22 protein-coding genes are annotated in these 20,264 nt (G+C 41.9%); 19 read left to right on the top strand and 3 right to left on the bottom strand.

From position 1 onward, the window contains the following. The first annotated feature begins 99 nt into the window (after positions 1-99). From EP57_RS10130 to cshA, 14 genes are all read left to right on the top strand, one after another. The gene (locus EP57_RS10130) at positions 100-576 is read left to right on the top strand and encodes a DUF3139 domain-containing protein (protein ID WP_036086400.1); all 477 of its coding nucleotides are present in this window, start codon (positions 100-102) and stop codon (positions 574-576) included. Positions 577-689: 113 nt separating this feature from the next. Continuing rightward, a complete protein-coding gene (locus EP57_RS10135; RefSeq protein WP_036086402.1) occupies positions 690-1,367 on the top strand; it encodes a response regulator transcription factor in 678 nt (225 codons plus the stop codon). Next, positions 1,364-2,743, top strand: coding sequence for a sensor histidine kinase (locus EP57_RS10140; protein WP_036086403.1), 1,380 nt, complete (start codon positions 1,364-1,366; stop codon positions 2,741-2,743). Before EP57_RS10135 ends, EP57_RS10140 begins: the two co-directional genes overlap by 4 nt. 78 nt (positions 2,744-2,821) lie before the next feature. Beyond that, positions 2,822-3,910 carry an ABC transporter permease gene (locus tag EP57_RS10145; RefSeq protein ID WP_036086405.1) on the top strand — a complete coding sequence of 363 codons (1,089 nt, stop codon included), beginning with the start codon at positions 2,822-2,824 and terminating at the stop codon, positions 3,908-3,910. Beyond that, complete coding sequence (locus tag EP57_RS10150) at positions 3,910-4,575, top strand: ABC transporter ATP-binding protein (RefSeq protein ID WP_036086406.1); 666 nt, start codon at positions 3,910-3,912, stop codon at positions 4,573-4,575. Before EP57_RS10145 ends, EP57_RS10150 begins: the two co-directional genes overlap by 1 nt. A gap of 115 nt (positions 4,576-4,690) precedes the next feature. Continuing rightward, positions 4,691-5,794, top strand: a complete 1,104-nt coding sequence (locus tag EP57_RS10155) for a 5-methyltetrahydropteroyltriglutamate--homocysteine S-methyltransferase (protein ID WP_376699059.1) — start codon at positions 4,691-4,693, stop codon at positions 5,792-5,794. A gap of 216 nt (positions 5,795-6,010) precedes the next feature. After that, entirely contained in the window at positions 6,011-6,157 is a 147-nt protein-coding gene (locus EP57_RS17280) for an Lmo0850 family protein (RefSeq protein ID WP_173400786.1), read from the top strand. Positions 6,158-6,336: 179 nt separating this feature from the next. Next, the gene (locus EP57_RS10160) at positions 6,337-7,107 is read left to right on the top strand and encodes a hypothetical protein (protein WP_036086409.1); all 771 of its coding nucleotides are present in this window, start codon (positions 6,337-6,339) and stop codon (positions 7,105-7,107) included. A gap of 89 nt (positions 7,108-7,196) precedes the next feature. After that, positions 7,197-7,748: a TetR/AcrR family transcriptional regulator gene (locus tag EP57_RS10165; RefSeq protein ID WP_036086412.1), complete on the top strand. Its 552-nt coding sequence runs from the start codon at positions 7,197-7,199 to the stop codon at positions 7,746-7,748. Positions 7,749-7,839: 91 nt separating this feature from the next. Further along, the gene (locus tag EP57_RS10170) at positions 7,840-8,187 is read left to right on the top strand and encodes a DMT family transporter (protein WP_036086414.1); all 348 of its coding nucleotides are present in this window, start codon (positions 7,840-7,842) and stop codon (positions 8,185-8,187) included. Beyond that, positions 8,187-8,507, top strand: a complete 321-nt coding sequence (locus EP57_RS10175) for a DMT family transporter (RefSeq protein ID WP_036086416.1) — start codon at positions 8,187-8,189, stop codon at positions 8,505-8,507. The genes EP57_RS10170 and EP57_RS10175 overlap by 1 nt, the downstream gene beginning before the upstream one ends. Before the next feature lie 159 nt (positions 8,508-8,666). Beyond that, positions 8,667-9,785 carry a D-alanine--D-alanine ligase gene (locus EP57_RS10180; protein WP_036086417.1) on the top strand — a complete coding sequence of 373 codons (1,119 nt, stop codon included), beginning with the start codon at positions 8,667-8,669 and terminating at the stop codon, positions 9,783-9,785. Positions 9,786-9,848: 63 nt separating this feature from the next. Further along, a complete protein-coding gene (locus EP57_RS10185; protein WP_077916834.1) occupies positions 9,849-11,210 on the top strand; it encodes a UDP-N-acetylmuramoyl-tripeptide--D-alanyl-D-alanine ligase in 1,362 nt (453 codons plus the stop codon). Between the two features lie 433 nt (positions 11,211-11,643). After that, the gene (gene cshA / locus EP57_RS10190) at positions 11,644-13,176 is read left to right on the top strand and encodes a degradosome RNA helicase CshA (RefSeq protein WP_036086419.1); all 1,533 of its coding nucleotides are present in this window, start codon (positions 11,644-11,646) and stop codon (positions 13,174-13,176) included. 58 nt (positions 13,177-13,234) lie between these two features. Here cshA and EP57_RS10195 read toward each other — a convergent pair whose 3' ends face one another. After that, positions 13,235-15,178 (bottom strand): ABC-F family ATP-binding cassette domain-containing protein, encoded by a 1,944-nt coding sequence (locus tag EP57_RS10195; protein WP_036086420.1) that lies wholly within the window; start codon positions 15,176-15,178, stop codon positions 13,235-13,237. Between the two features lie 371 nt (positions 15,179-15,549). On the opposite strand from EP57_RS10195, the gene EP57_RS10200 reads away from it, so the two are divergent. The 4 genes from EP57_RS10200 to EP57_RS10215 all read left to right on the top strand — a co-directional run bounded on the left by EP57_RS10200 (position 15,550) and on the right by EP57_RS10215 (position 18,776). After that, complete coding sequence (locus EP57_RS10200) at positions 15,550-16,191, top strand: redox-sensing transcriptional repressor Rex (RefSeq protein WP_036086422.1); 642 nt, start codon at positions 15,550-15,552, stop codon at positions 16,189-16,191. A gap of 256 nt (positions 16,192-16,447) precedes the next feature. Beyond that, on the top strand, positions 16,448-17,263 hold the full coding sequence (locus EP57_RS10205; protein ID WP_036086425.1) for an aminoglycoside 6-adenylyltransferase: 816 nt from the start codon (positions 16,448-16,450) through the stop codon (positions 17,261-17,263). Between the two features lie 2 nt (positions 17,264-17,265). Continuing rightward, positions 17,266-18,330: a DNA glycosylase AlkZ-like family protein gene (locus EP57_RS10210; RefSeq protein ID WP_036086428.1), complete on the top strand. Its 1,065-nt coding sequence runs from the start codon at positions 17,266-17,268 to the stop codon at positions 18,328-18,330. Between the two features lie 23 nt (positions 18,331-18,353). After that, a complete protein-coding gene (locus EP57_RS10215) occupies positions 18,354-18,776 on the top strand; it encodes a hypothetical protein (protein WP_036086430.1) in 423 nt (140 codons plus the stop codon). A gap of 45 nt (positions 18,777-18,821) precedes the next feature. Here EP57_RS10215 and EP57_RS10220 read toward each other — a convergent pair whose 3' ends face one another. Together EP57_RS10220 and EP57_RS10225 are read right to left on the bottom strand one after the other, a co-directional pair. Continuing rightward, positions 18,822-19,013: a YdiK family protein gene (locus EP57_RS10220; protein ID WP_036086433.1), complete on the bottom strand. Its 192-nt coding sequence runs from the start codon at positions 19,011-19,013 to the stop codon at positions 18,822-18,824. Next, positions 19,013-19,699, bottom strand: coding sequence for a CPBP family intramembrane glutamic endopeptidase (locus EP57_RS10225; RefSeq protein ID WP_036086760.1), 687 nt, complete (start codon positions 19,697-19,699; stop codon positions 19,013-19,015). Before EP57_RS10225 ends, EP57_RS10220 begins: the two co-directional genes overlap by 1 nt. 278 nt (positions 19,700-19,977) lie before the next feature. Here EP57_RS10225 and groES point away from each other — a divergent pair, with 278 nt between their 5' ends. Continuing rightward, on the top strand, positions 19,978-20,262 hold the full coding sequence (gene groES, locus EP57_RS10230) for a co-chaperone GroES (RefSeq protein WP_036086436.1): 285 nt from the start codon (positions 19,978-19,980) through the stop codon (positions 20,260-20,262). Positions 20,263-20,264 lie beyond the last annotated feature (2 nt).

Raw genomic sequence — 20,264 nt, forward strand, 5'->3', positions numbered from 1 at the left:
CCACTTGCTGCGGCGGGTGGTTTTTTGCTATTTCATCACCACACGTTTTGTGATAAAATGAACATAACGCTATTTATGACAACTAAAGGAGTGAACATTATGAAAAAGTGGAAAATTATTTTGTTAGTCATATCTCTCCTAATTGTGCTACCAATTCTCGCTTATATCGGCTACATTCATTTCCGCACAACGCAGGCAGAAAATCGGATAGACGAAACAATCGCAGCTTCAAAAATTCCAGAAGACGAGGTTATAGTTGTTGAAAAAATAATGTATAACTCAAAAGTCTTTGCCTACGAATGGTTTCCCAAATCCATTACAACTAAAAAAGATTATGCTAACTGGAAAAAAATCGTGACAGAAAAGCAACAATTTTTAAATGGAGTGAAGTTGACAAATAAAAATAAAAGCAGACTGGATTCACCGAAAAATTGTGAACTTAAGTATAGTTTTGTATACGAGTCAGATAGTAAATCTGTTAGCTCATCGTATTCCTATGCAGACAATGAAGCTATACCTAGTCAAGTGAAGGAGTACTTTTCTTATACAATACTGGCAAACAAGTCTTTTAAATAAAATAAAGGCATGATAACATTTTTCTTTTTGATGTTATCATGCTTTTCTATTAGTCCAATTACTGCTATGATAAAACCAGTTATAAATCGCAACGATAAGAAGGTGTAAAACAAATGAAACGGATTTTAGTAGTAGATGACGATCCTCATATTCGCCAGCTCGTCGGCCACCATCTGCGCGTGGAAGGATTTCATGTTCTAGAAGCAGAAAACGGTGTCCATGCTGAAACGCTATTGAATGAAGACCAAGTGCATTTAGCCATTGTCGATCTGATGATGCCGGAAATGGATGGTTTGGAATTATGCCAAAGGATGCGCGCTGATTATCCAGAAATTCCAGTTATCATGTTAACAGCCAAAGATGCACTGCTAGATAAAGCGCAAGGTTTCGAAGCGGGGACAGACGATTATGTCACGAAACCATTCGAACCGCAAGAACTGATTTTTCGCGTTCGGGCATTATTGCGGCGTTACAATCAGGCAAGCGAAGTAAAAATCAAGATTGGCCATATTACTATCGACCAGAAAAGTTATACAATCACCGCTGGAAATCGCGAGTTGATGATTCCGATTAAAGAATTCGAGCTTTTATATCAATTAGCGAGTTATCCAAATCGAACGTTCACTAGGGAAGAGCTAATCGAGCGCATCTGGAAACGCGATTACGACGGAAGCGATCGGACGGTTGATGTACATATTAAGCGCTTGCGAGACCATTTTGATGAGAAAGTGGACGGTATTCGGATTGTTTCGATTCGGGGGATTGGTTACAAATTGGAGGAAAGCCTATGAAAACATTGTATACGCGTATAGTTGTTACGATGCTAGTTGTCATTGTTTTCAGCAGTTTGCTTGGGTTTGCGATTGCGAATATTTATTATCAGGTGAACTTAAAGCCGTTTAATGATGAGAAAGTGACGAAGATGGCGGGCGAGATTCAGCAGTTTTATGAGGCGAACGATGAGGTGGCGCTGGATAGCTATTTGACGAACGTCGGCAACCTTGGCTACGAGCTGTTTGTGACGGATGGCAAAACGGAATCGCATTATTTCGGTGGTGAATTTCGTAAAAAGGACTTACCAGCAAAAACGGTGCAGCAAGTGCTTGACGGGCAGACGTATCATGGCATCGATAATTTTGACACGGGCTTGTTTATCACGGGCTTTTTTGATAATGATATTCAGAATACGATTGGTGTACCGATTAAAACTGATGGCAAAACAATGGCACTCTTTTTACGGCAAGACCCTGAACAACAATTTGGCGAACTGCGAATCTTTTTCGCGATGATTTTAGTTTTTACATCCCTTATTAGTATTATTTTAGTCTTAATTAGCGGACGTTATATTGTCCGGCCGATTGTGAAACTTACGAATGCCACGAAAAAAATTCGTAAAGGAAACTACGATGTGGCGCTGGAAGTGAAACGAAAAGACGAAATTGGACAGCTAGCGGACTCCTTCACGAAAATGGCGGGGGAACTGGAGAAATCTGAAACGGCGCGTCAAGAATTTGTCGCCAACGTCTCGCATGAACTACAATCTCCGCTGACTTCGATGCAAGGTTTTGCGACATTGCTAAGCTCGCAAACATTGACAGCCGAGGAACAAACGAAATATTTGGCCATTATGACCGAAGAAACGACGCGATTATCGACGCTGACCAAGCAATTGCTCACGCTGGCAAGCCTTGACCAAGAAGCTGAACTACGCAAGCAAGAAACGTTTGATATAAAAGCGCAATGGCAGCAACTTTTGCAGATGACCGAATGGAGCTGGCGCGACAAGTCACTCACGATTGAAACGTCGCTTGAAGACGTGACGTATCGCGGAGACGCCGAGTTAATGTATCAAGTCTGGTCCAATCTTTTGACCAATGCCATCAAATTCACGCCAGAATCGGGAATTATCAAGATTCGACTTTATGAAAATACGCGCGAAGTAGCGATAGAAGTGACCGACACAGGAATCGGAATTGCGATTGAAGCCTTGCCGAACATTTTCAACCGTTTTTACAAAGTCAACGAAAGCCGTTCGCGCGAAGCCGGTTCCAGCGGTTTAGGACTTTCCATTTGTAAAAAAATCATCGATCTACACGGCGGTACCATAACGGCAACAAGCAAAATCGGCGAAGGCACGACATTTACCGTAAAACTGCCCAAAAACTAAATTTGTAAAATCTGATTCACATTCCGTTTACAAAACTCCTCTAAACTAAGCATATGAACTTAAGAGGAGTTGAACGGAATGTTTTTAGCGTTAAGAGAATTACGACACGCCAAACTAAGGTATTTTTTAATCAGCCTAATTATGGTGTTGATCGTCTGGCTTGTTTTGTTTGTATCTGGGCTTGCGAGCGGACTTGCGAACGATAATGGCGCCGCGATTTCATCGAATAAAGCGACCTACTATGTGTTACAAAAAGACTCAGATAATCGCCTCACTCGCTCGAATTTGACCGAAGCCGAAACGAACGAGATAACGTCACAAGTCACGAAAAAAGAAGCGACAAACCTGGGCGTACAAATGGGCACCATCACACCGCCAAACGAAAATAAGAAGACTGACATTACCTATTTTGGCATTGATACGACCAGCTTTATGAAACCGGCAATCAAAGAAGGCACGATGCCAAAAGCCAAAAATGAAGTACTGGTTGATGATTCGCTACAAGAATCAGGTTATAAACTAAACGACACATTAAAAGACAGCGCAACAGGGCACATTTTTACAATTACAGGTTTCACAACGAGCAACACATTTAGCCACTCGCCTGTGCTTTTCGTTAATTGGGATGGCTGGCAACAAATTCACCAAACGAATCAGAGCGCAAAAGGAGACTATACAGCAGTTGCCATGAATGTTTCTGAAAAAACGGCAGACGATTTGAAACTGGGCAATCTAGAATTAGCCTCTAGCAAAGACGTTTTGCAAGGAATACCAGGTTATTCCGAAGAACAAGGCTCATTACTGATGATGATCGCTTTCCTATTCGTTATCGCCGCATTTGTCTTAGCTGCCTTTTTCTACGTCATTACCATTCAAAAAATCAACCAATTTGGCGTTTTAAAAGCAGTCGGAGCACGAACCGCTTATCTCGGACGCAGCATCGTTAGCCAAGTCGTTTTCCTATCCATCGTCAGTTTAATCATCGGAAATGCATTGACGTTCGGATTAGCTGCGATGCTGCCAGCTAGTATGCCATTTTCACTCAGCCCGCTACTAGCCATCGGTTGTTCCGCATTGTTCCTAGCGGTTGCCGTTATCGGCTCCTTATTATCACTATACCGCGTCGCCAAAGTAGACGCACTAGAAGCAATCGGGAGGGCAATCTAATGACATTAATCATGCAGAACATCTCAAAAAACTACCAAGACGGCGAACAAGTCGTAGAAGTTTTAAAAAATGTATCACTCGAAGTAAAGCAAGGCGAATTCGTGGCTATTGTTGGACCATCAGGCGCTGGTAAAAGCACGTTTTTATCCATCGCGGGTGCCCTATTAACACCAACATCTGGCGAAATCACAATCGGCGGCCAAGCATTGAGTAGCCTATCAACCAAGGAATTAACACGAGTACGCCTCGAAAAAGTCGGCTTCATCTTCCAAGGCGCCAATTTGATTCCATATTTAAACGTCAAAGACCAACTGCTCGTCATCGCAGAACTAGCAGGACATCGCAACAGCGAAGTAAAACAACGAGCCACGCAATTACTCGAGGAACTAGGCTTAAGCCACCGAGCCAACCAATACCCCGAGAAATTATCCGGCGGTGAAAAACAACGTGTCGCCATTGCACGGGCGATGATGAATAATCCAGATGTCATATTAGCCGACGAACCAACGGCCAGCTTAGACGCAGAACGTGGCTACAGCGTCGTCCAAATGATTGCCCAAGAAGTCAAACGCAACAATAAAGCTGCAATCATGGTCACACACGACGAACGCATCCTAGACCTGGTTGACCGCGTAGTAAGAATCGAAGACGGCCAATTACACTAAATACAAGAAGCTTACTCAAATCCATCTCGTTGAGTAAGCTTTTTATTGCTAAATATTGCAAAAATATCTGAATTGGCATACAATACTAATATATCAGATGATTGGAGTGATGTACGTGGTAAAAGCACCATTTAGAGCAGACCAAGTCGGCAGTATTTTAAGAACAGAAGCAATTAAACAAGCAAGATTAGACAAAGCTTCAGGCAAAATCACCGACACCGAATTACGCGCAATCGAGGATCAAGAAATTAAGTATATCGTGGAAAAACAAAAAGAAGCAGGATTAAAAGCCGTCACAGATGGCGAGTTCCGCCGCGCTTGGTGGCATTTCGACTTTTTGGAAGGGCTAGAGGGCGTCGAAGGATATGATGCGGATACTGGCATTCAATTTGCCAATGTGCAAACGAAGACTCATTCTGTCAAAATTGTAGCACCGATTCGTTTTGAAAATCACCCGATGCTTGCCGATTATCGTTTTTTACATAGCGTTGCAGGAGATGACGTCGTAGCTAAAATGACGATTCCGAGTCCAGCGATGTTGCATTATCGTGGTGATATCGAGTACGCGCCATATATCGCGGACAAATCGCTATTTCTAAAAGACTTAGCCACGGCCTATAAAAAAGCCATTCAAGCATTCTATGAAGCAGGTTGCCGTTACTTGCAATTAGACGACACCTCATGGAGTTACTTATGTTCCGATGAGCAAAGAGAAGTCGTGCGTTCTCGCGGGTTTGATCCCGACGAATTACAAACGGTGTATAAAGACCTCATCAATGAAGCAATCTCCGAAAAACCAGCCGACATGGTCATTACGATGCACATTTGTCGCGGTAATTTCCGTTCCACATGGATCGCATCTGGCGGTTACGAGCCAGTAGCCGAAACATTATTTGGTGGCTTAAATATCGATGGCTTCTTCCTTGAGTACGATAATGACCGTTCTGGTGACTTCGCGCCGCTTCGCTACGTGAAACGCCCAGATTTAAAAATTATCCTAGGCCTAATCACTTCCAAAAATGGCGTTTTAGAAGATCCAGATGCGATTAAAGCACGCATTCAAGAAGCATCCGAATTTGTACCACTTTCCCAACTATGCCTAAGCCCACAATGCGGTTTCGCTTCCACAGAAGAAGGCAACGTCCTAACCGAAGCCGAACAATGGGCAAAATTAGCACACGTTGTATCGATCGCGAACGATGTTTGGAACGAACAATAGTTAGCAACGACTCCTTAGCTATTCTTAGCTGGGAGTTTTTTATAATTATTCGGGTTTAAACCGTTTTCAGTTCATTTGAAATAAAAATAATTCGTAAATACATGATGTTTTTTTGAAAAAAGGGTGTTTTTGTGTGGCGATTTGTGTTAAAGTGAACCTATAGAGAAAAACTAAACGGGATAGTATCTCTATGAAAAGCGATTGGAGTGATACCATTTGCAAGAAAATAAAGAAGTATTAAATCAAGTTATGAAGCAATTAGAGAAAAAAGGTATTTTTGTAGAGAAGACAAAATCCAGACATGATATCTGGCGCAACTTACAGAAAAATCACTTGAACCTTGTGAAATTAAGCGTACGTTAACTACATAGACTTTACTTTTTTTAGGCATCGGTATCGCGGGATATCGGTGTTTTTTTGTGTGTAATGTATTAGTAACTTATATTTGAATCAATTGACACAGACAATTGGAGATAAGTGTTGTATGATGTATAAGAAGAATGTATACAAAGAGAGTAAAAGAGGATGGGTGAGAAAAGACGATGAAAAAAGAGATGTTGAAGCAGCAGTCGATTTATGTACATATGGACAGTGTCATTAATAACGTTGTGACAAGTGGGATTACTTTTTGTGATTTTATGAACGGTGTGATGTCGCCACCACAAAATATTTTGCTGTTGAAGCATCAGTTTCAAGATGCGTCTTTTAATGCGCATACGTCTTTTCATTACACAGATGTGAGAGATTTGGCGGAACTAAAGAAAGCACCTGTGTCGCAATACGGCGATTTTTGTTGGGTCGATTTTGAAGATTTGGATTTGGTGAATCAGCTAACGGCGCAGGAAGTCGCAGAACTGCTATATTTGGCGCATACAGGAAGACATTTACGTTCACCTTTTTACTATAAATTACAGAATAACTTTGTCTACTTGACAATGAACGATGGTAGGTACAATAAGGTCTATTACCGCAATTTAGACCAGTTTTATCACGTATTAGCGTATGCGATTTGGAAAAACATGATGCAGCTGACAACAGAGAAAATTGCATTACCGTTCATGAAGCGGAAGAAAATTGCCGATATTCCAGTGACTTTATTGAAGAAATTCGCTACTTACTTTAAAGAAGGTGTCTGCATTTCATTTGATGACGCGGTAAAGACACGAAATCAAATCGAAGTTCCGATTGGTTACCATTTGCAAGATGACATGCAAGAGTTGTTGCGCTCCAATGAGTTAATCGGCTACGATCGTGTAGTGGCGCACCTGAATTACGATATGAAGAAAAACGAATGGTTGTTGATTGAAGAATGAACCGTGAAAAATCGCGAAAACATAATCCTTTACGATTCGCGATTTTTTTGTTATGATAAAACTAACGATTGTTAGTTAGGAGGGTTTCTATGTCGGGAGAACGATTGAAAGAGGCGGCATTGCCGTTGTTTGCCGAACAAGGCTATGAAGGCACGGCATTGTCCGAAATTGCAAAAGCGGTAGGCATTAAAACACCGTCGATTTATGCGCACTTTGCCTCGAAGGAAGCTTTGTTTTTAGAGATTTATCGTGATGTGATAAAGCATGAGCTCACGGTACTTGGCACCATTAAAGACCAGGTTTATCCGACAGTAGACGAAGCGCTACGGGCCTTTTTTTATCAGGTGACGGATTTTAATGCGAACCCTGCGATGAAGCGGTTTTTCCAACGTGCGATTTTCTTTCCGCCACAATCCTTAGCGACGCAAATGCGTGAAGAAATGACGACATATGAAGCGATGACATCAGAAATGCTCGGCAGCCTATTACTGCAAAAGATGGACGAGACGCGAAAAAAGAAGTGGGTGCACGTATTTTATTGCTTGCTGGATGGCCTTAGTTTGGAACATGAAATCTACGACGCAAAAGAATTTGAAACGCGACGGGAAACAGCATGGGAAGCATTAGCATCTCTGATTTAACGTAAGTTTTAGAAAGGATGACCTTTCGGATACGTATATTGCGTATCTTTCACAATTTTGGGACAGCCCGATTATTTAGGAGGAAAAAATAATGGCATGGTTATATTTAGTGCTTGCCGGGTTGTCTGAAATCGTTTGGGCATTTGGTTTGAAAGAAGCACATGGGTTTACAAGACTGGGATGGAGTTTATTAACGATTGCCTTTTTGATCGTGAGTTTTTATTTATTTGCACGGGCGATGCGCAAAATCCCGATTGGCACGGCATATGCGGTATTTACAGGGATTGGCGCGGCAGGAACGGCGATTATCGGCATGTTGTTCTTAAACGAATCAGCAGGACTTTGGAAAATTGTCTCGCTTGCAGTTCTTCTCGTTGGTATCATCGGCTTGAAACTCGTTGATGGCGGGAACAAGGCAGAAAGCGCAGGTGAGAAATAATGGCATGGATTTTCTTATTAATCGCAGGTATTTGCGAAATGGGCTTTGTAGTCATGATGAAACTTTCCGAAGGCTTTAAAATTTGGAAATACACAATATTCACGATTATTTTCATGATTTTCAGCTTCTTCTTGCTATCCCTTTCTTTAAAAACAATCCCAATCGGCACAGGCTACGCAGTCTGGACGGGAATTGGCGCAGTCGGTTCGGTTCTTATGGGCATGTTCCTTTTTAAAGAAAAGAAAAGTGCACTGAAATTATTATTTATCACACTGATAATTGCCGGCGTCATCGGCTTGAAATTAACTTCCGGTGCGTAATAATGCACGGAGAGAATCACGGAGACTTTGGCGCAAAAAATAATTTTTCTACAGCTTAGCATCTATTTTTTAGGTGCTTTTTTGATGTTTCGCTTTCTTTCGGTGGAAAACATGTTAAAATAGATTGTAATTGATTTAGGGAATAGACGGAGGGGTAATATGAAAACAAAATTAGTGGTGCTTTATGGTGGGAAGTCTGCGGAACATGAGATTTCTTTACAGACGGCTTTTTCAGTCATTAATGCTTTGGCTTTTGATAAATTTAGCGTGCAACCGATTTACATAACGAACGATGGCGACTGGGTGCAAGGTCCGGTTTTAACGCAAAAAGTAGATTTTGTGGAGCAACTTCGATTTGAACAAATGGAGCAATTGCGTTTAGCGAATCAAGAGGGTGAGGCTTCGCATGGTTTAGCGATTAGTCCTGCGTCTATTCGTGAAGAACAGAGCGCGGAACCACTCGTTGTTTTCCCATTGTTGCATGGTCCTAATGGTGAAGATGGCACGGTGCAGGGCTTGCTAGAAGTGCTGAACTTGCCGTATGTTGGAAATGGCGTTCTTGCTTCTGCGGCTGCGATGGATAAAATCGTGATGAAAATGGTTTTTGCGGATGCAGGTATTCCACAAGTCGCGGCAGTGGCAGTTCGTGCGATTGAATGGGAAGAATCGCAACAGGAGATGATTGCGAAAATCGAGACAGAACTCGTTTATCCGGTCTTTGTAAAACCAGCGAACCTAGGTTCAAGTGTTGGTATTAGTAAAGCAGTGGATCGTGATTCCTTAGTTGCGGCGATGGTGGAAGCGTTGCGTTATGATCGTCGAATCGTGGTAGAGCAAGGTGTTGTGGCTCGCGAAATTGAGGTTGCTGTATTAGGAAATGATAAACCGGCTTGTTCTGTTGCGGGTGAAATTATTCCAAAAGGAGAAGTTGCTGTTTTCTATGATTATAAGGCGAAATATCAAGATAACGATACGGTGATGGCGATTCCAGCTAATTTGGAACCAGCGATTTATGAGCAATTAGTGGATTATGCAACGCGAGCTTTTACAGGTTTGGACGCAAGTGGTTTAGTCCGTGCCGACTTTTTTGTAACGGAAGACAATCAAATTTTCTTGAATGAAGTCAATACGATGCCTGGTTTCACACCGTTTAGCATGTATCCGTTGCTTTGGCAAGAAAGCGGGTTGCCATATACAGACTTGATTAGTAAATTAGTTGATTTGGCGATTGAGCGTCATGAGGCGAATAATAAGTTGAAATATACGTTAGAAGATTAAATGAGTGAAGAAAAGCAGTGCCTCGCTGGGCTGCTTTTTTCTCGGAATTTGGAGGAAATGTACGTGAAAAGAACAGTTGGCGAAATTGCAGAGATGATACCGGTTTTAAATGATATAGAAGCTTGGAAAGATGTTGTGATTACAGGTGTTTGCTTTGATACGCGTCAGATTGAGACGGGCAATTTGTTTGTGCCGTTTATTGGTGAATCGCGCGATGGACATGCTTTTGTTGGGCAGGCACATGAAGCAGGAGCAGCAGCGGCTTTTTGGCAAAAAGATGTTCCGAATCCACCGGCGGGCGTTCCTGTTTTGATGGTAGAAGATACATTGCTAGCATTGCAGAGCTTGGCGAAAGCTTATTTGAAGCAAGTAGCGCCGAAAACGATTGCGATTACAGGAAGTAATGGAAAAACGACAACGAAAGATATCATGGCGGCTATCGCTTCACAGAAATATCGTGTGCACAAAACGGGTGGGAATTTTAATAACCATATTGGTTTGCCTTATACGATTTTGAGTATGCCAGAGGACACGGAAGTTGCGGTACTTGAAATGGGCATGAATCATCGTCATGAAATCGAATTTTTGACGAAAATTGTGGAACCAGATATGGCGATTATTACGAATATCGGTGAAGCGCATTTGGAACATCTTGGTTCTAGAGAAGGAATCGCTGAGGCAAAAATGGAAGTGACGCAAGGTTTGCGCGAAACAAGTTTGCTAATTTATCCTAGTGATGAACCGCTTTTGAAGCCACTTGTAAGTAATGCTTATCGCACGGCGACGTTTGGTGAGACAGGCGACATACAGCCGGTGACGATTCAGACGGAGATGGAAGGCACGACATTTACGACAAACGTGGCGCCTGACGTAGCGATTTTTGTACCGATTGTTGGCGAACATAACGTGTTTAACACAATGGCCGCGATGCTTGCTGCGCGTGAACTGGGAATTACTCCAGAAGACGTGAAAGAAGCATTGGCGAATATGGAACGTTCCGCGAGTCGCTTGGAATGGCTTGTTGGCGCGAAAGGTAGTCAAATTTTGAACGATGCCTATAACTCGAGCCCAACAGCACTAACCGCCGTACTAAAAACATTCATGCACCTTGATTCCGCAGGCAAAAAGAAATTCGTCGTGGTAGCCGATATGTTAGAACTAGGCACAGACGCAGACAAGTTCCATTACGAAGCCGGCAAAACAATCAAAAACGGCAGTGTAGACCAAGTTTTCGCGTACGGAACACACATGACCGCTTTCGCAAAAGCCGCCGCAGAACAACTTGGCGCTGATAATGTGGCGCACTTTGAAACAAAAGAAGCCTTAAAAGAAGCATTGTTAGCAAACGTGACTGGCGATGAGTATATCATGGTAAAAGGGTCATACGGAATGGGACTAAAAGAAGTAGTAGACACATTGTTATAAAATAAAGGATAGCATTACAAAGTCGAGCAATCAGATTTTGTGGTGCTATTTTGCTAGTTGAGAGAGGCAAACAATGAAACCGCTACCGCCAAATTTATTCCATCAATCTGGCTTAAATCATTGAAAACACAAGGAATCCGTGTTATGATGGTTTGTGGAAGTTAATTAGGTTTTTACGATAAGCCTACATTATTATTAGAGGGCTTTTTTATTTTTTGCGTAAGGAGCGTGAACCCACGTTCCCATTATGTCGTGAATCATATGCTTGGATTATCCAAGCTTTTCTATTGCAGAAAAATGAAATATGCGGGCGTTAGTTTCAAAGGTACTACAGCTAGCTTGCATTAAACAGATGACTTAAAACGATGAGTAAAGATGATGAAGATGAGAAAGTGCTCTCCCAAAAAAACTTATTTTTAAAGGAGAAATGACATTGACAAAGTTTTCGGAGTTCGGTTTAGATCCGCAAATTGTTAAATCAGTAAACAGAATGGGATTTGAGGAAGCTACCCCAATCCAAGAAAAGACGATTCCACTAGGTCTCGCAGGTAAAGATATTATTGGCCAAGCACAAACAGGTACGGGTAAAACAGCAGCGTTTGGTTTGCCACTTATCAACAAAATTGATAGCAAGAAGAACGGTGTACAATCGCTTATTATCGCGCCAACACGTGAACTTGCAATTCAGGTTTCTGAAGAGCTTTACAAATTAGCTTACGACAAACGTTTGCACGTATTAGCAGTATACGGTGGTTCAGATATTAGCCGCCAAATCCGTTCATTGAAAAAGAATCCACAAATCGTTGTTGGTACGCCAGGACGTATTTTAGATCATATTAATCGTAAAACATTGCGTCTAGAAAATGTTGAGACATTAGTATTGGACGAAGCAGATGAAATGCTAAACATGGGATTCATTGACGATATTGAATCTATCTTAAAAACGGTGCCTGATGAGCGCCAAACGTTGCTATTCTCAGCAACAATGCCAAAACCAATCCAACGTATTGCAGAACGCTTCATGAAAGACCCTGAATTGGTTCGCGTGAAAACAAAAGAAATGACAGCTCTATTAATCGAGCAATTTTTCGTGAAAGTGAATGAAAGAGAGAAATTTGACGTTCTTTCTAGACTTTTAGATGTACAATCACCTGAACTTGCGATTGTTTTCGGTCGTACGAAACGTCGTGTTGACGAAGTGTCTCGTGCACTTGATATGCGTGGTTATGTTGCTGAAGGTATTCACGGTGACTTAACACAAGCGAAACGTATGAGTGTTTTGCGCAAGTTTAAAGAAGGCAAAATCGATGTGCTTGTTGCAACAGACGTAGCGGCTCGTGGCCTTGATATTTCTGGCGTAACACACGTTTATAACTTTGATATTCCACAAGACCCTGAGTCTTACGTTCACCGTATCGGCCGTACTGGTCGTGCTGGTAAAGAAGGTATGGCAGTAACATTCGTATCACCACGTGAAATGGGTTACCTAAAAATAGTGGAAGATACAACGAAAAAACGCATGACACCACTTCAACCACCAACTTGGGATGAAGCTTTCGAAGGTCAATTACGCGTAGCAACTGAAAAAATCGCTGAAATCGTTCGTGAAGGCAGCCTAGCAGATTATAAAGTTGTTGCAACGAAATTACTTGAAGAATACGATCCAACTGACATTGCAGCAGCTATGCTAAAAATGTTATCTAAAGAACCAGATCAAACACCAGTTCATATTACCGAAGAACGTCCATTACCTCATCGCGGAGGCAAAGGCGGCGGCGGTAAAGGCAAAGGTGGCGGTTATCGCGGAGGCAATAAAGGTGGCTACCGTGGTGGCGATCGTAAAGGTTCCGGCGGTGGCGGTTATCGCGGCGGCGGTAAAGGCGGTTCAGGTGGCGGCGGACGTCGTTACAGCAATGAACGCAAAGGCTCCGGCGGCGGTGGCGCAAACAGAGGCGGCACGAAATAATTTAAACACTATAAATACGGCGATGAAATCTGATTGTAGATTTCATCGCCGTGTTTTTTTATTCCTCTAGTTCTTCACTCAAAATAGTCCATTCTTCCATCAAGTCTTCGCTCAATTGCTTCAACGTATCTAATTGCTCCGTTCGAGCATACGCCGCCTCGTGGTCTTGGTAAATCGCAGGATCCAGGAGTTCATGCTCAATTTCGCTAATTTTTCCATCGGTTTCTTCCATTTGGACTTCGATTTCTTCTAATTTCCGCTTTTTCTGGCGGAGGATTTTTTGCTGTTCCTTGTCTAGGTGAAAAGCTTGTTTGGCCGTAGTTAATTGTTTTTCTTCCGCGACAACGGGTTGATTTTGCGCATCAAGACGTGCGTGTTCGCGCTGTTCCGCCAGTTTTTCCTGATAATAATCGTAATCACCAAGATAAACTTGCGCGTGATCTGGGTGCATCTCGACAATTTTTGAGGCAATGCGGTTGATAAAATAACGGTCATGCGACACAAACAAAATCGTGCCCTCAAAATCAATCAACGCGGCTTCTAAAACTTCCTTGCTCTCAATGTCTAGATGGTTGGTCGGCTCATCGAGGATTAGCAAGTTAGCGCCAATCAATGTCAATTTCGCTAAAGCAACCCGGGCTTTTTCACCACCACTTAGTGTGTTAACCACCTTCAAAACGTCATCATCAGAAAACAAGAAATTCCCAAGTGTCGTCCGGATCGCCTGCTCATCCAGCTCTGGATAATCATCCCACAACTCATGCAAAATCGATTTATTCGAGTTCAATTTCGCCTGTTCTTGGTCATAATACCCAATTTGCACATTCGTTCCAAAGTGGAAATCACCAGAAAGCGCTGGAATATCACCAATCAATGTTTTCAAAAAGGTTGATTTACCAATTCCGTTTGGACCAACAAGAGCAATGCTTTCATGTCGTTTCATATCGAAAGTGAGCTGCTGGGACACGCGTTTATCCACCGCATAACCAATCGCCAAATCCTCCACAAACAAAACATCTTTACCACTCGCGCGATCAAATTGAAAACCGAAATGTGCTGCTTTCTCATCGCCTTGCGGTCGGTCAAGTCGGTCCAGCTTATCGAGTTGTTTACGTCTGCTTTGGGCCCGTTTCGTCGTGGATGCACGGACAATGTTGCGCGCTACGAAATCCTCTAGTTTTGCGATTTTTTCTTGTTGTTTATCGAACTCTTTCCATTGTTGTTCTAATTTGGCTTGCTTCTGCACGAGATAGCGCGAATAATTGCCGACATAGCGATCGATGTGTGTTCGGCTGATTTCATACACTTGGTTCACTACTTTATCCAAGAAATAACGGTCATGAGACACGATTAACAATGCGCCTTTATAGTTTTGCAAGTAGGTTTCAAGCCAGGAAAGGGTGGCGATGTCCAAATGGTTGGTCGGCTCATCGAGAATCAGAATGTCATGTCGCGCCAACAAAAGCTTCGCAAGCGCAAGACGCGTCTTCTGCCCACCGCTGAGCGATTCAATAAGTTTCCCATAATCCTCTTCATAAAAACGCAAGCCGTGCAAAACAGAGCGAATCTCGGCCTCGTACTGGTAGCCGCCTTGTTCCTTAAACGCATGTTGCAATAAGTCGTATTCCTTCATCGTTTGGTCGTACTGTTCTTTATTCTCGTAAATTGCTGGCTCGCCAAGACGCGTCTCTAAAGCCCGCAAATCGCGTTCCATCGCTTGCAACTCGGTAAAAGCAGTGAGCATTTCATTCCAAATCGTCTTCGTTGACGCAAGGCCTGTGTTTTGCGCTAAATAGCCAATTTGGACATGTTTTGGTTTGGAAATAGTGCCACCATCGTAGCTTAGTTGCCCCGCGATGATTTTGAGCAATGTCGATTTTCCTGCACCATTTCGACCAACTAACGCAATCCGGTCGTTTGTTTGCACTTCTAATTTTATATTTTCTAATATCGTTTCAGCGCCAAAATTTTTGACAATCTGTTGTACTTGCAAAAGAATCATTGTAATTTTTCCCCTCATCTTCAAAATATCTCTGTTTCTAGTTTATCGCAAAGCAAGGGGATAAGCAATGGTCTGAGATGGGAAACGCTTACTATCATTTATTTCACAAACTCCACATTGTGAAAATACTAGCAATGTACTTTGTTTTGCGGTATAATGTATTTTATGAACCATTGTAACAAAATAGTAACATTATTTGTGAGCAAAAACATTGTGAAATCTATGTGAAATGTTTATAGTGAATAAGCAAGCATGTGAAAAGAACAACGAGTGTGAGGTAATCATTCATTTTTGTGATAGATACATGTTTTCAAGCGCAAGGATTAGACAATAATCCATTTTTAAATTCAAGAGGAAGAAGGGAAACAAACATGATCGAGGAAACAGGCAAGATTCCACAAGCCACAGCAAAGCGTTTGCCGCTTTACCATCGTTATTTGAAGTATTTACATGAATCTGGTAAGGAAAGAGTATCATCCGCGGAATTAAGTGAAGCTGTGAAGGTGGACTCCGCAACAATTCGCCGTGATTTCTCCTATTTTGGGGCACTTGGCAAGAAGGGTTATGGCTATAATGTGTCCTACATATTAGACTTCTTTAGTAAAACATTAAGCCAAGACAAACAAACAAATGTAGCGATTATTGGTGTGGGTAATTTGGGGACTGCACTATTACACTATAATTTCATGAAAAACAATAATATCAAAATTGTAGCGGCGTTCGATGTTGACGCAAACAAAGTTGGAACAGTGCAACAAAATATTCCAATTTACCATTTAAATGACATGCAAGATTTATTGAAAGAAAACAAAGTCGAAGTGGTCATCTTGACCGTACCATCCGATGAGGCGCAAACGACAGTGGACCGCTTGTTGGAAGCGGACGTGAAGGGCATTCTGAACTTTACACCAGCACGTATTAGCGTACCAAAACACGTTCGTGTGCATCATATTGATCTAACGACTGAGTTGCAAACATTAATTTACTTCTTGGAGAATTATCCGAATAAATAAGAATACGAAGCCAAGCGGTTTGCTTGGCTTCGGACTGTAGAGAAACTATATTTTAAATAAAAAATCGGTTCGTGTCACCAAACCTCAGCGTGTCGACAAATGTCTAGTTTCTAGGCAAGGATTAACCATCACTTTGTTCACGCTTATATTGGAACTGTAACTCGTTATACGTCGAACAGTTCCAACAAAATGGACGTTTGTCGACACGCTGAAGCCAAGCAATTTGCTTGGCTTTTTTGATAGGAGGAATTTTTAGTTGTTAAATGAGATGTTAGCGTGTATCATTGCGTGGGCAGAAAGTGAGGCGCGGGTTCGGGCGGTGGTTCTGGAAGGATCGCTCGCGAAAAATGAGGACGTGGATGATTTGTCTGATTTGGATGTGAACATTTGGTTTGAGGGCGATTTGGCATTTGGGAGAGGGACGGAATGGCTCGCGGATATTGGCGAGGTGCTGATTGAGAATCCGCTTGATATGATGTCGCCAGCTGGTGAAATTAGGACGCAATTAGTGATTTTTAAGAATGGCGAGAAGGTAGATTTCTCTTTTTGGCCCGTTTCGTTGCTTGAAAAGCCATTTCCGTATTATGAAAAATTTGAAATGCTTGTGGACAAAGATAACTATGTCGCGAAAATTAGTAAATGCGTGACGGAAAATAAGAAAGTGGCGCTAGCAAAAAGTGAGTTTGAGCGGATTGTGAATGAGTTTTGGTTTGAGTTGCATTATGTGGCTAAGTTTTTGAAGCGTGGAGAAGTTTGGTTTGTGCAAGGTATTCAAGCGGGAATTCGGGAAAATTATTTTTTACCACTATTTGAGGAATGTGCGCGAATCGAAGGGGTTAAAACATCTTTTTCAGGTCGGAAAATCGAGAAGTGGTTGCCGTCTGTTTTTGTTAAGCGTTTGCCGTGTCTTTTTGCGGGTTATGATGTTGCTGATGGCTGGCAGGTGATGTGGGAGGAAATCGCATTATTTGAAGAAGTATCGTTTTTTGTGGCGCGAAATCGTGATTTTGACTTGCCGATAGCGAAAATAGAAGGTATGAAAGCTTTACTTAAGCAGATTCAGGAGGCGTAACGATGTTTACAAAGGCAGAAATAACACAAATAAGGCTTAAAAAACTAGGAATGTGCGAACCTTTTTCGGAGCCGAAATCATTTATGAGACGGACCATCGCGTTGCAATCGCAAAATCATCAACCAGCGCTCGTTAATTTTGTGCAGCATGTATCGATGACTTGGGAGGACGCCGAAGCTTTTTTTGAATCGCAGCAGGTCGTTAAGATTTGGGCGAACCGGTTGACATTACATACTTTTTTGGCAGAGGATTGGGAAATGGTATTTCGCGTTTTTGGAACGCGGAGAAATATTGTGCATCGAATTTGTGAGAAGGAAGGGCTTGATTTAGAGCGGATTTTGGCGGAAATAGATGTGCTTACCCAGAGTAAAGAGATTGTGAATCGAAAGGAGTTGGAGGCGATTATTGGGGATTATTCGGCGCAGGTGAGGTCGTCGATTATTGCACAGGCCGCGATTCGAGGAATTCTTTATTTATTGCCGTCGAGTGATACGATTAGGAACTATAGCCATCGGTCGCGCTTGGGGAATTATACGGAATGGGCGCCGAATGAAGCGAAGGATTTAGAGGCAATGAAGGCGTTGATACACCGCTATTTAGCAGGTTATGGACCGGCGACTTGGAAGGATTTCAGGCATTGGAGCGGGCTCACTGCAGGGGATATAAAAGAAGCTGTGAAGGCACTCGCGAATGAGCTGGTTATTTTTACACTTGATGGTGAAGAATATGTAGCATTAAGGGATGAAAAAGTACCCGATACGGCGCAAAATGTCTTTTTGACAGGCAAGTTTGATCAAGCAGTTATCGCATACAAAGACCCAACATGGATTATGACAGAAGCACAGCGCAAGTCGGCATGGACGGTAAATGGCCATTGCTCAGCGATTATCGTAGCGGCAAACCGTGCAATTGGGCTTTGGAAATACGAATGGAAGAAAGGCGTTTTAATTTTCACAGTGTCCTATTTTGAATCTGCCTGTTTCCAAAAAGAAATCAAGGATGAGTTGGAGCGCTTTGCATCACGCATTTCACCTAAGCCATTGGAAATTCAATATAATTTAGGATAGAAAAAATCAGAGAAGGTGTTTATATGGATTTTCAAAGACTATTATTAACTAAGGATTGTGAACTGTTTAGGTTTTCTGTTGGTATCGAAAGTATCGCCTATCTTTTATTTGTTGATACTTTTTCACTAGCTCCTAAAAATTTTGGAGAAGCTATTTTTGAGGATGATTTCAATCCTAATGATAATCATATTCTTGTCCAATGTGGGATTCTGCGAGAGTTGACAACGTTGGAGCGAGAGGAGATTCTTTCTTTTGCTGAGAAATTACTCAGTTCGAAGCCAAGTATTGATTACATGGTAGATTTCTTTCACGCAGAGGCTGATTTGGAATCTGATTATCCTGAAGGCGACGGGGTATTTGATTTGGTGAGCAAAACCAACGAATTATTTAAATCCAATATTGTTATTGAGGACACGTCATCTATCAACAATATTGTCCAAAAATAAAATGAGGAAAATGTGAGCTGACCTAAAACCCAACTCACATTTTCCTCATTTTTTCTTCGTCGTTAAACCGAGCGAAACAAATTTCAACCCGGTCACAAAATTCACCGTAGCCATCGCAATCATCAAATACGTCATAATTGTCCAGCCGTTTAAGTTCACCTGGCTAATCGCAAAATAAACGAAAACAACGGCAAGCACGAGATAAATTAGTCCTTGCATTAACGCAGGATTTTTCATTACGCGTTACCCCCCATGGTGAATTGAATAATCATCGCGATAATATTCATTAGCATATGCGCTGCAATCGGCACAGCGATTCGTTTTGTCTTGGTATACATGTAACATAGCATTAAACCAATCACAACATAAACGAGCAAATACGACAATTCCATGTGCATCAACCCGAAAAACAGGGAACTAATAACAGCCGCCACATGAATATTCAACCGGGATGCCAACTCGCCAAAAATAATTTTGCGGAATACGATTTCTTCTAAAATTGGGGCTAAAACAGATGTAAATACAACAACAATTGGTACAGCGCGAGCCATTTCACCAAGCATTTCCGTGTTTTGAGAAGCTCCACCAACACCGAACATACTCATAATCGAGATCGCAATGGTCTGTCCAATCAATAAAGCGACAAAGCCAAGCACCGCATAAATGACACTGACACTAACAGAAGCCGGCTGACCTTGCTCAATTTTTGTGGAACGCGGTTGCTTCCGAAGTAGTAACCAAACAATAATTACCGCAATGACATTACTAAAAACACTCCAATACGAAGAAGCATACAACATAAGTTGCGCACTCGGCAAATCTGTAACTGCCCGCAAAATCCCCATAACAATAGGAGATCCAATCAACAGGGAGAAATAAGCAACAAAGTATGTAAGTAGTACATACCAATAACGTCTATTCAAAACTAACACGACCTTTCAAAATTAGAGGCAATACTACATTCTCTTTAAGTTTATATACTTTTCCATTGTACTAATTATCGAAACAACAATCAACAAAGGAGTGTACCGTCACGCGAAAATATTTACGCAAAATGTCACGGCACAATTTTTAAAACAGGATTTTTTAGGTGTAAATACTTGCATTTTGGCTTCATTTTTTATAATATAAGTAGTGGGTTAGCACTCTAATGTTAAGAGTGCTAAAAATCATAAACATAGACTTGAGGAGGTTGTTTTAATTGTTAAAACCATTAGGAGATCGCGTTATTATCGAAGTATTGGAAGCAGAAGAGAAAACGGCAAGTGGTATCGTGTTGCCAGATTCGGCACAAGAGAAGCCACAAGAAGGTAAAGTGGTAGCAGTAGGAAGCGGCCGCGTACTGGATAACGGGGACACAGTAGCACTAGAAGTTTCTGTAGACGATTGCATTATTTTCTCCAAATACTCAGGCACAGAAGTAACTTATGACGGCACAGACTACCTAATCGTACGCGAATCTGACATTTTAGCAGTGGTAAAATAAAA

Origin of the sequence: Listeria booriae (genome assembly GCF_000766865.1) — a bacterium.
Taxonomy (GTDB): domain Bacteria; phylum Bacillota; class Bacilli; order Lactobacillales; family Listeriaceae; genus Listeria_A; species Listeria_A booriae.

Coding starts and splice junctions, on each gene's coding strand:
- EP57_RS10175 (WP_036086416.1), top strand. CDS start 8,187: ATGGCATGGATTTTCTTATTAATCGCAGGTATTTGCGAAATGGGCTTT.
- EP57_RS10220 (WP_036086433.1), bottom strand. CDS start 19,013: ATGAAAAATCCTGCGTTAATGCAAGGACTAATTTATCTCGTGCTTGCC.
- EP57_RS10130 (WP_036086400.1), top strand. CDS start 100: ATGAAAAAGTGGAAAATTATTTTGTTAGTCATATCTCTCCTAATTGTG.
- EP57_RS10165 (WP_036086412.1), top strand. CDS start 7,197: ATGTCGGGAGAACGATTGAAAGAGGCGGCATTGCCGTTGTTTGCCGAA.
- EP57_RS10195 (WP_036086420.1), bottom strand. CDS start 15,178: ATGATTCTTTTGCAAGTACAACAGATTGTCAAAAATTTTGGCGCTGAA.
- EP57_RS10150 (WP_036086406.1), top strand. CDS start 3,910: ATGACATTAATCATGCAGAACATCTCAAAAAACTACCAAGACGGCGAA.
- EP57_RS10170 (WP_036086414.1), top strand. CDS start 7,840: ATGGCATGGTTATATTTAGTGCTTGCCGGGTTGTCTGAAATCGTTTGG.
- EP57_RS10135 (WP_036086402.1), top strand. CDS start 690: ATGAAACGGATTTTAGTAGTAGATGACGATCCTCATATTCGCCAGCTC.
- EP57_RS10210 (WP_036086428.1), top strand. CDS start 17,266: ATGTTTACAAAGGCAGAAATAACACAAATAAGGCTTAAAAAACTAGGA.
- EP57_RS10180 (WP_036086417.1), top strand. CDS start 8,667: ATGAAAACAAAATTAGTGGTGCTTTATGGTGGGAAGTCTGCGGAACAT.
- EP57_RS10215 (WP_036086430.1), top strand. CDS start 18,354: ATGGATTTTCAAAGACTATTATTAACTAAGGATTGTGAACTGTTTAGG.
- EP57_RS10160 (WP_036086409.1), top strand. CDS start 6,337: ATGAAAAAAGAGATGTTGAAGCAGCAGTCGATTTATGTACATATGGAC.
- EP57_RS10200 (WP_036086422.1), top strand. CDS start 15,550: ATGATCGAGGAAACAGGCAAGATTCCACAAGCCACAGCAAAGCGTTTG.
- EP57_RS10140 (WP_036086403.1), top strand. CDS start 1,364: ATGAAAACATTGTATACGCGTATAGTTGTTACGATGCTAGTTGTCATT.
- EP57_RS10145 (WP_036086405.1), top strand. CDS start 2,822: ATGTTTTTAGCGTTAAGAGAATTACGACACGCCAAACTAAGGTATTTT.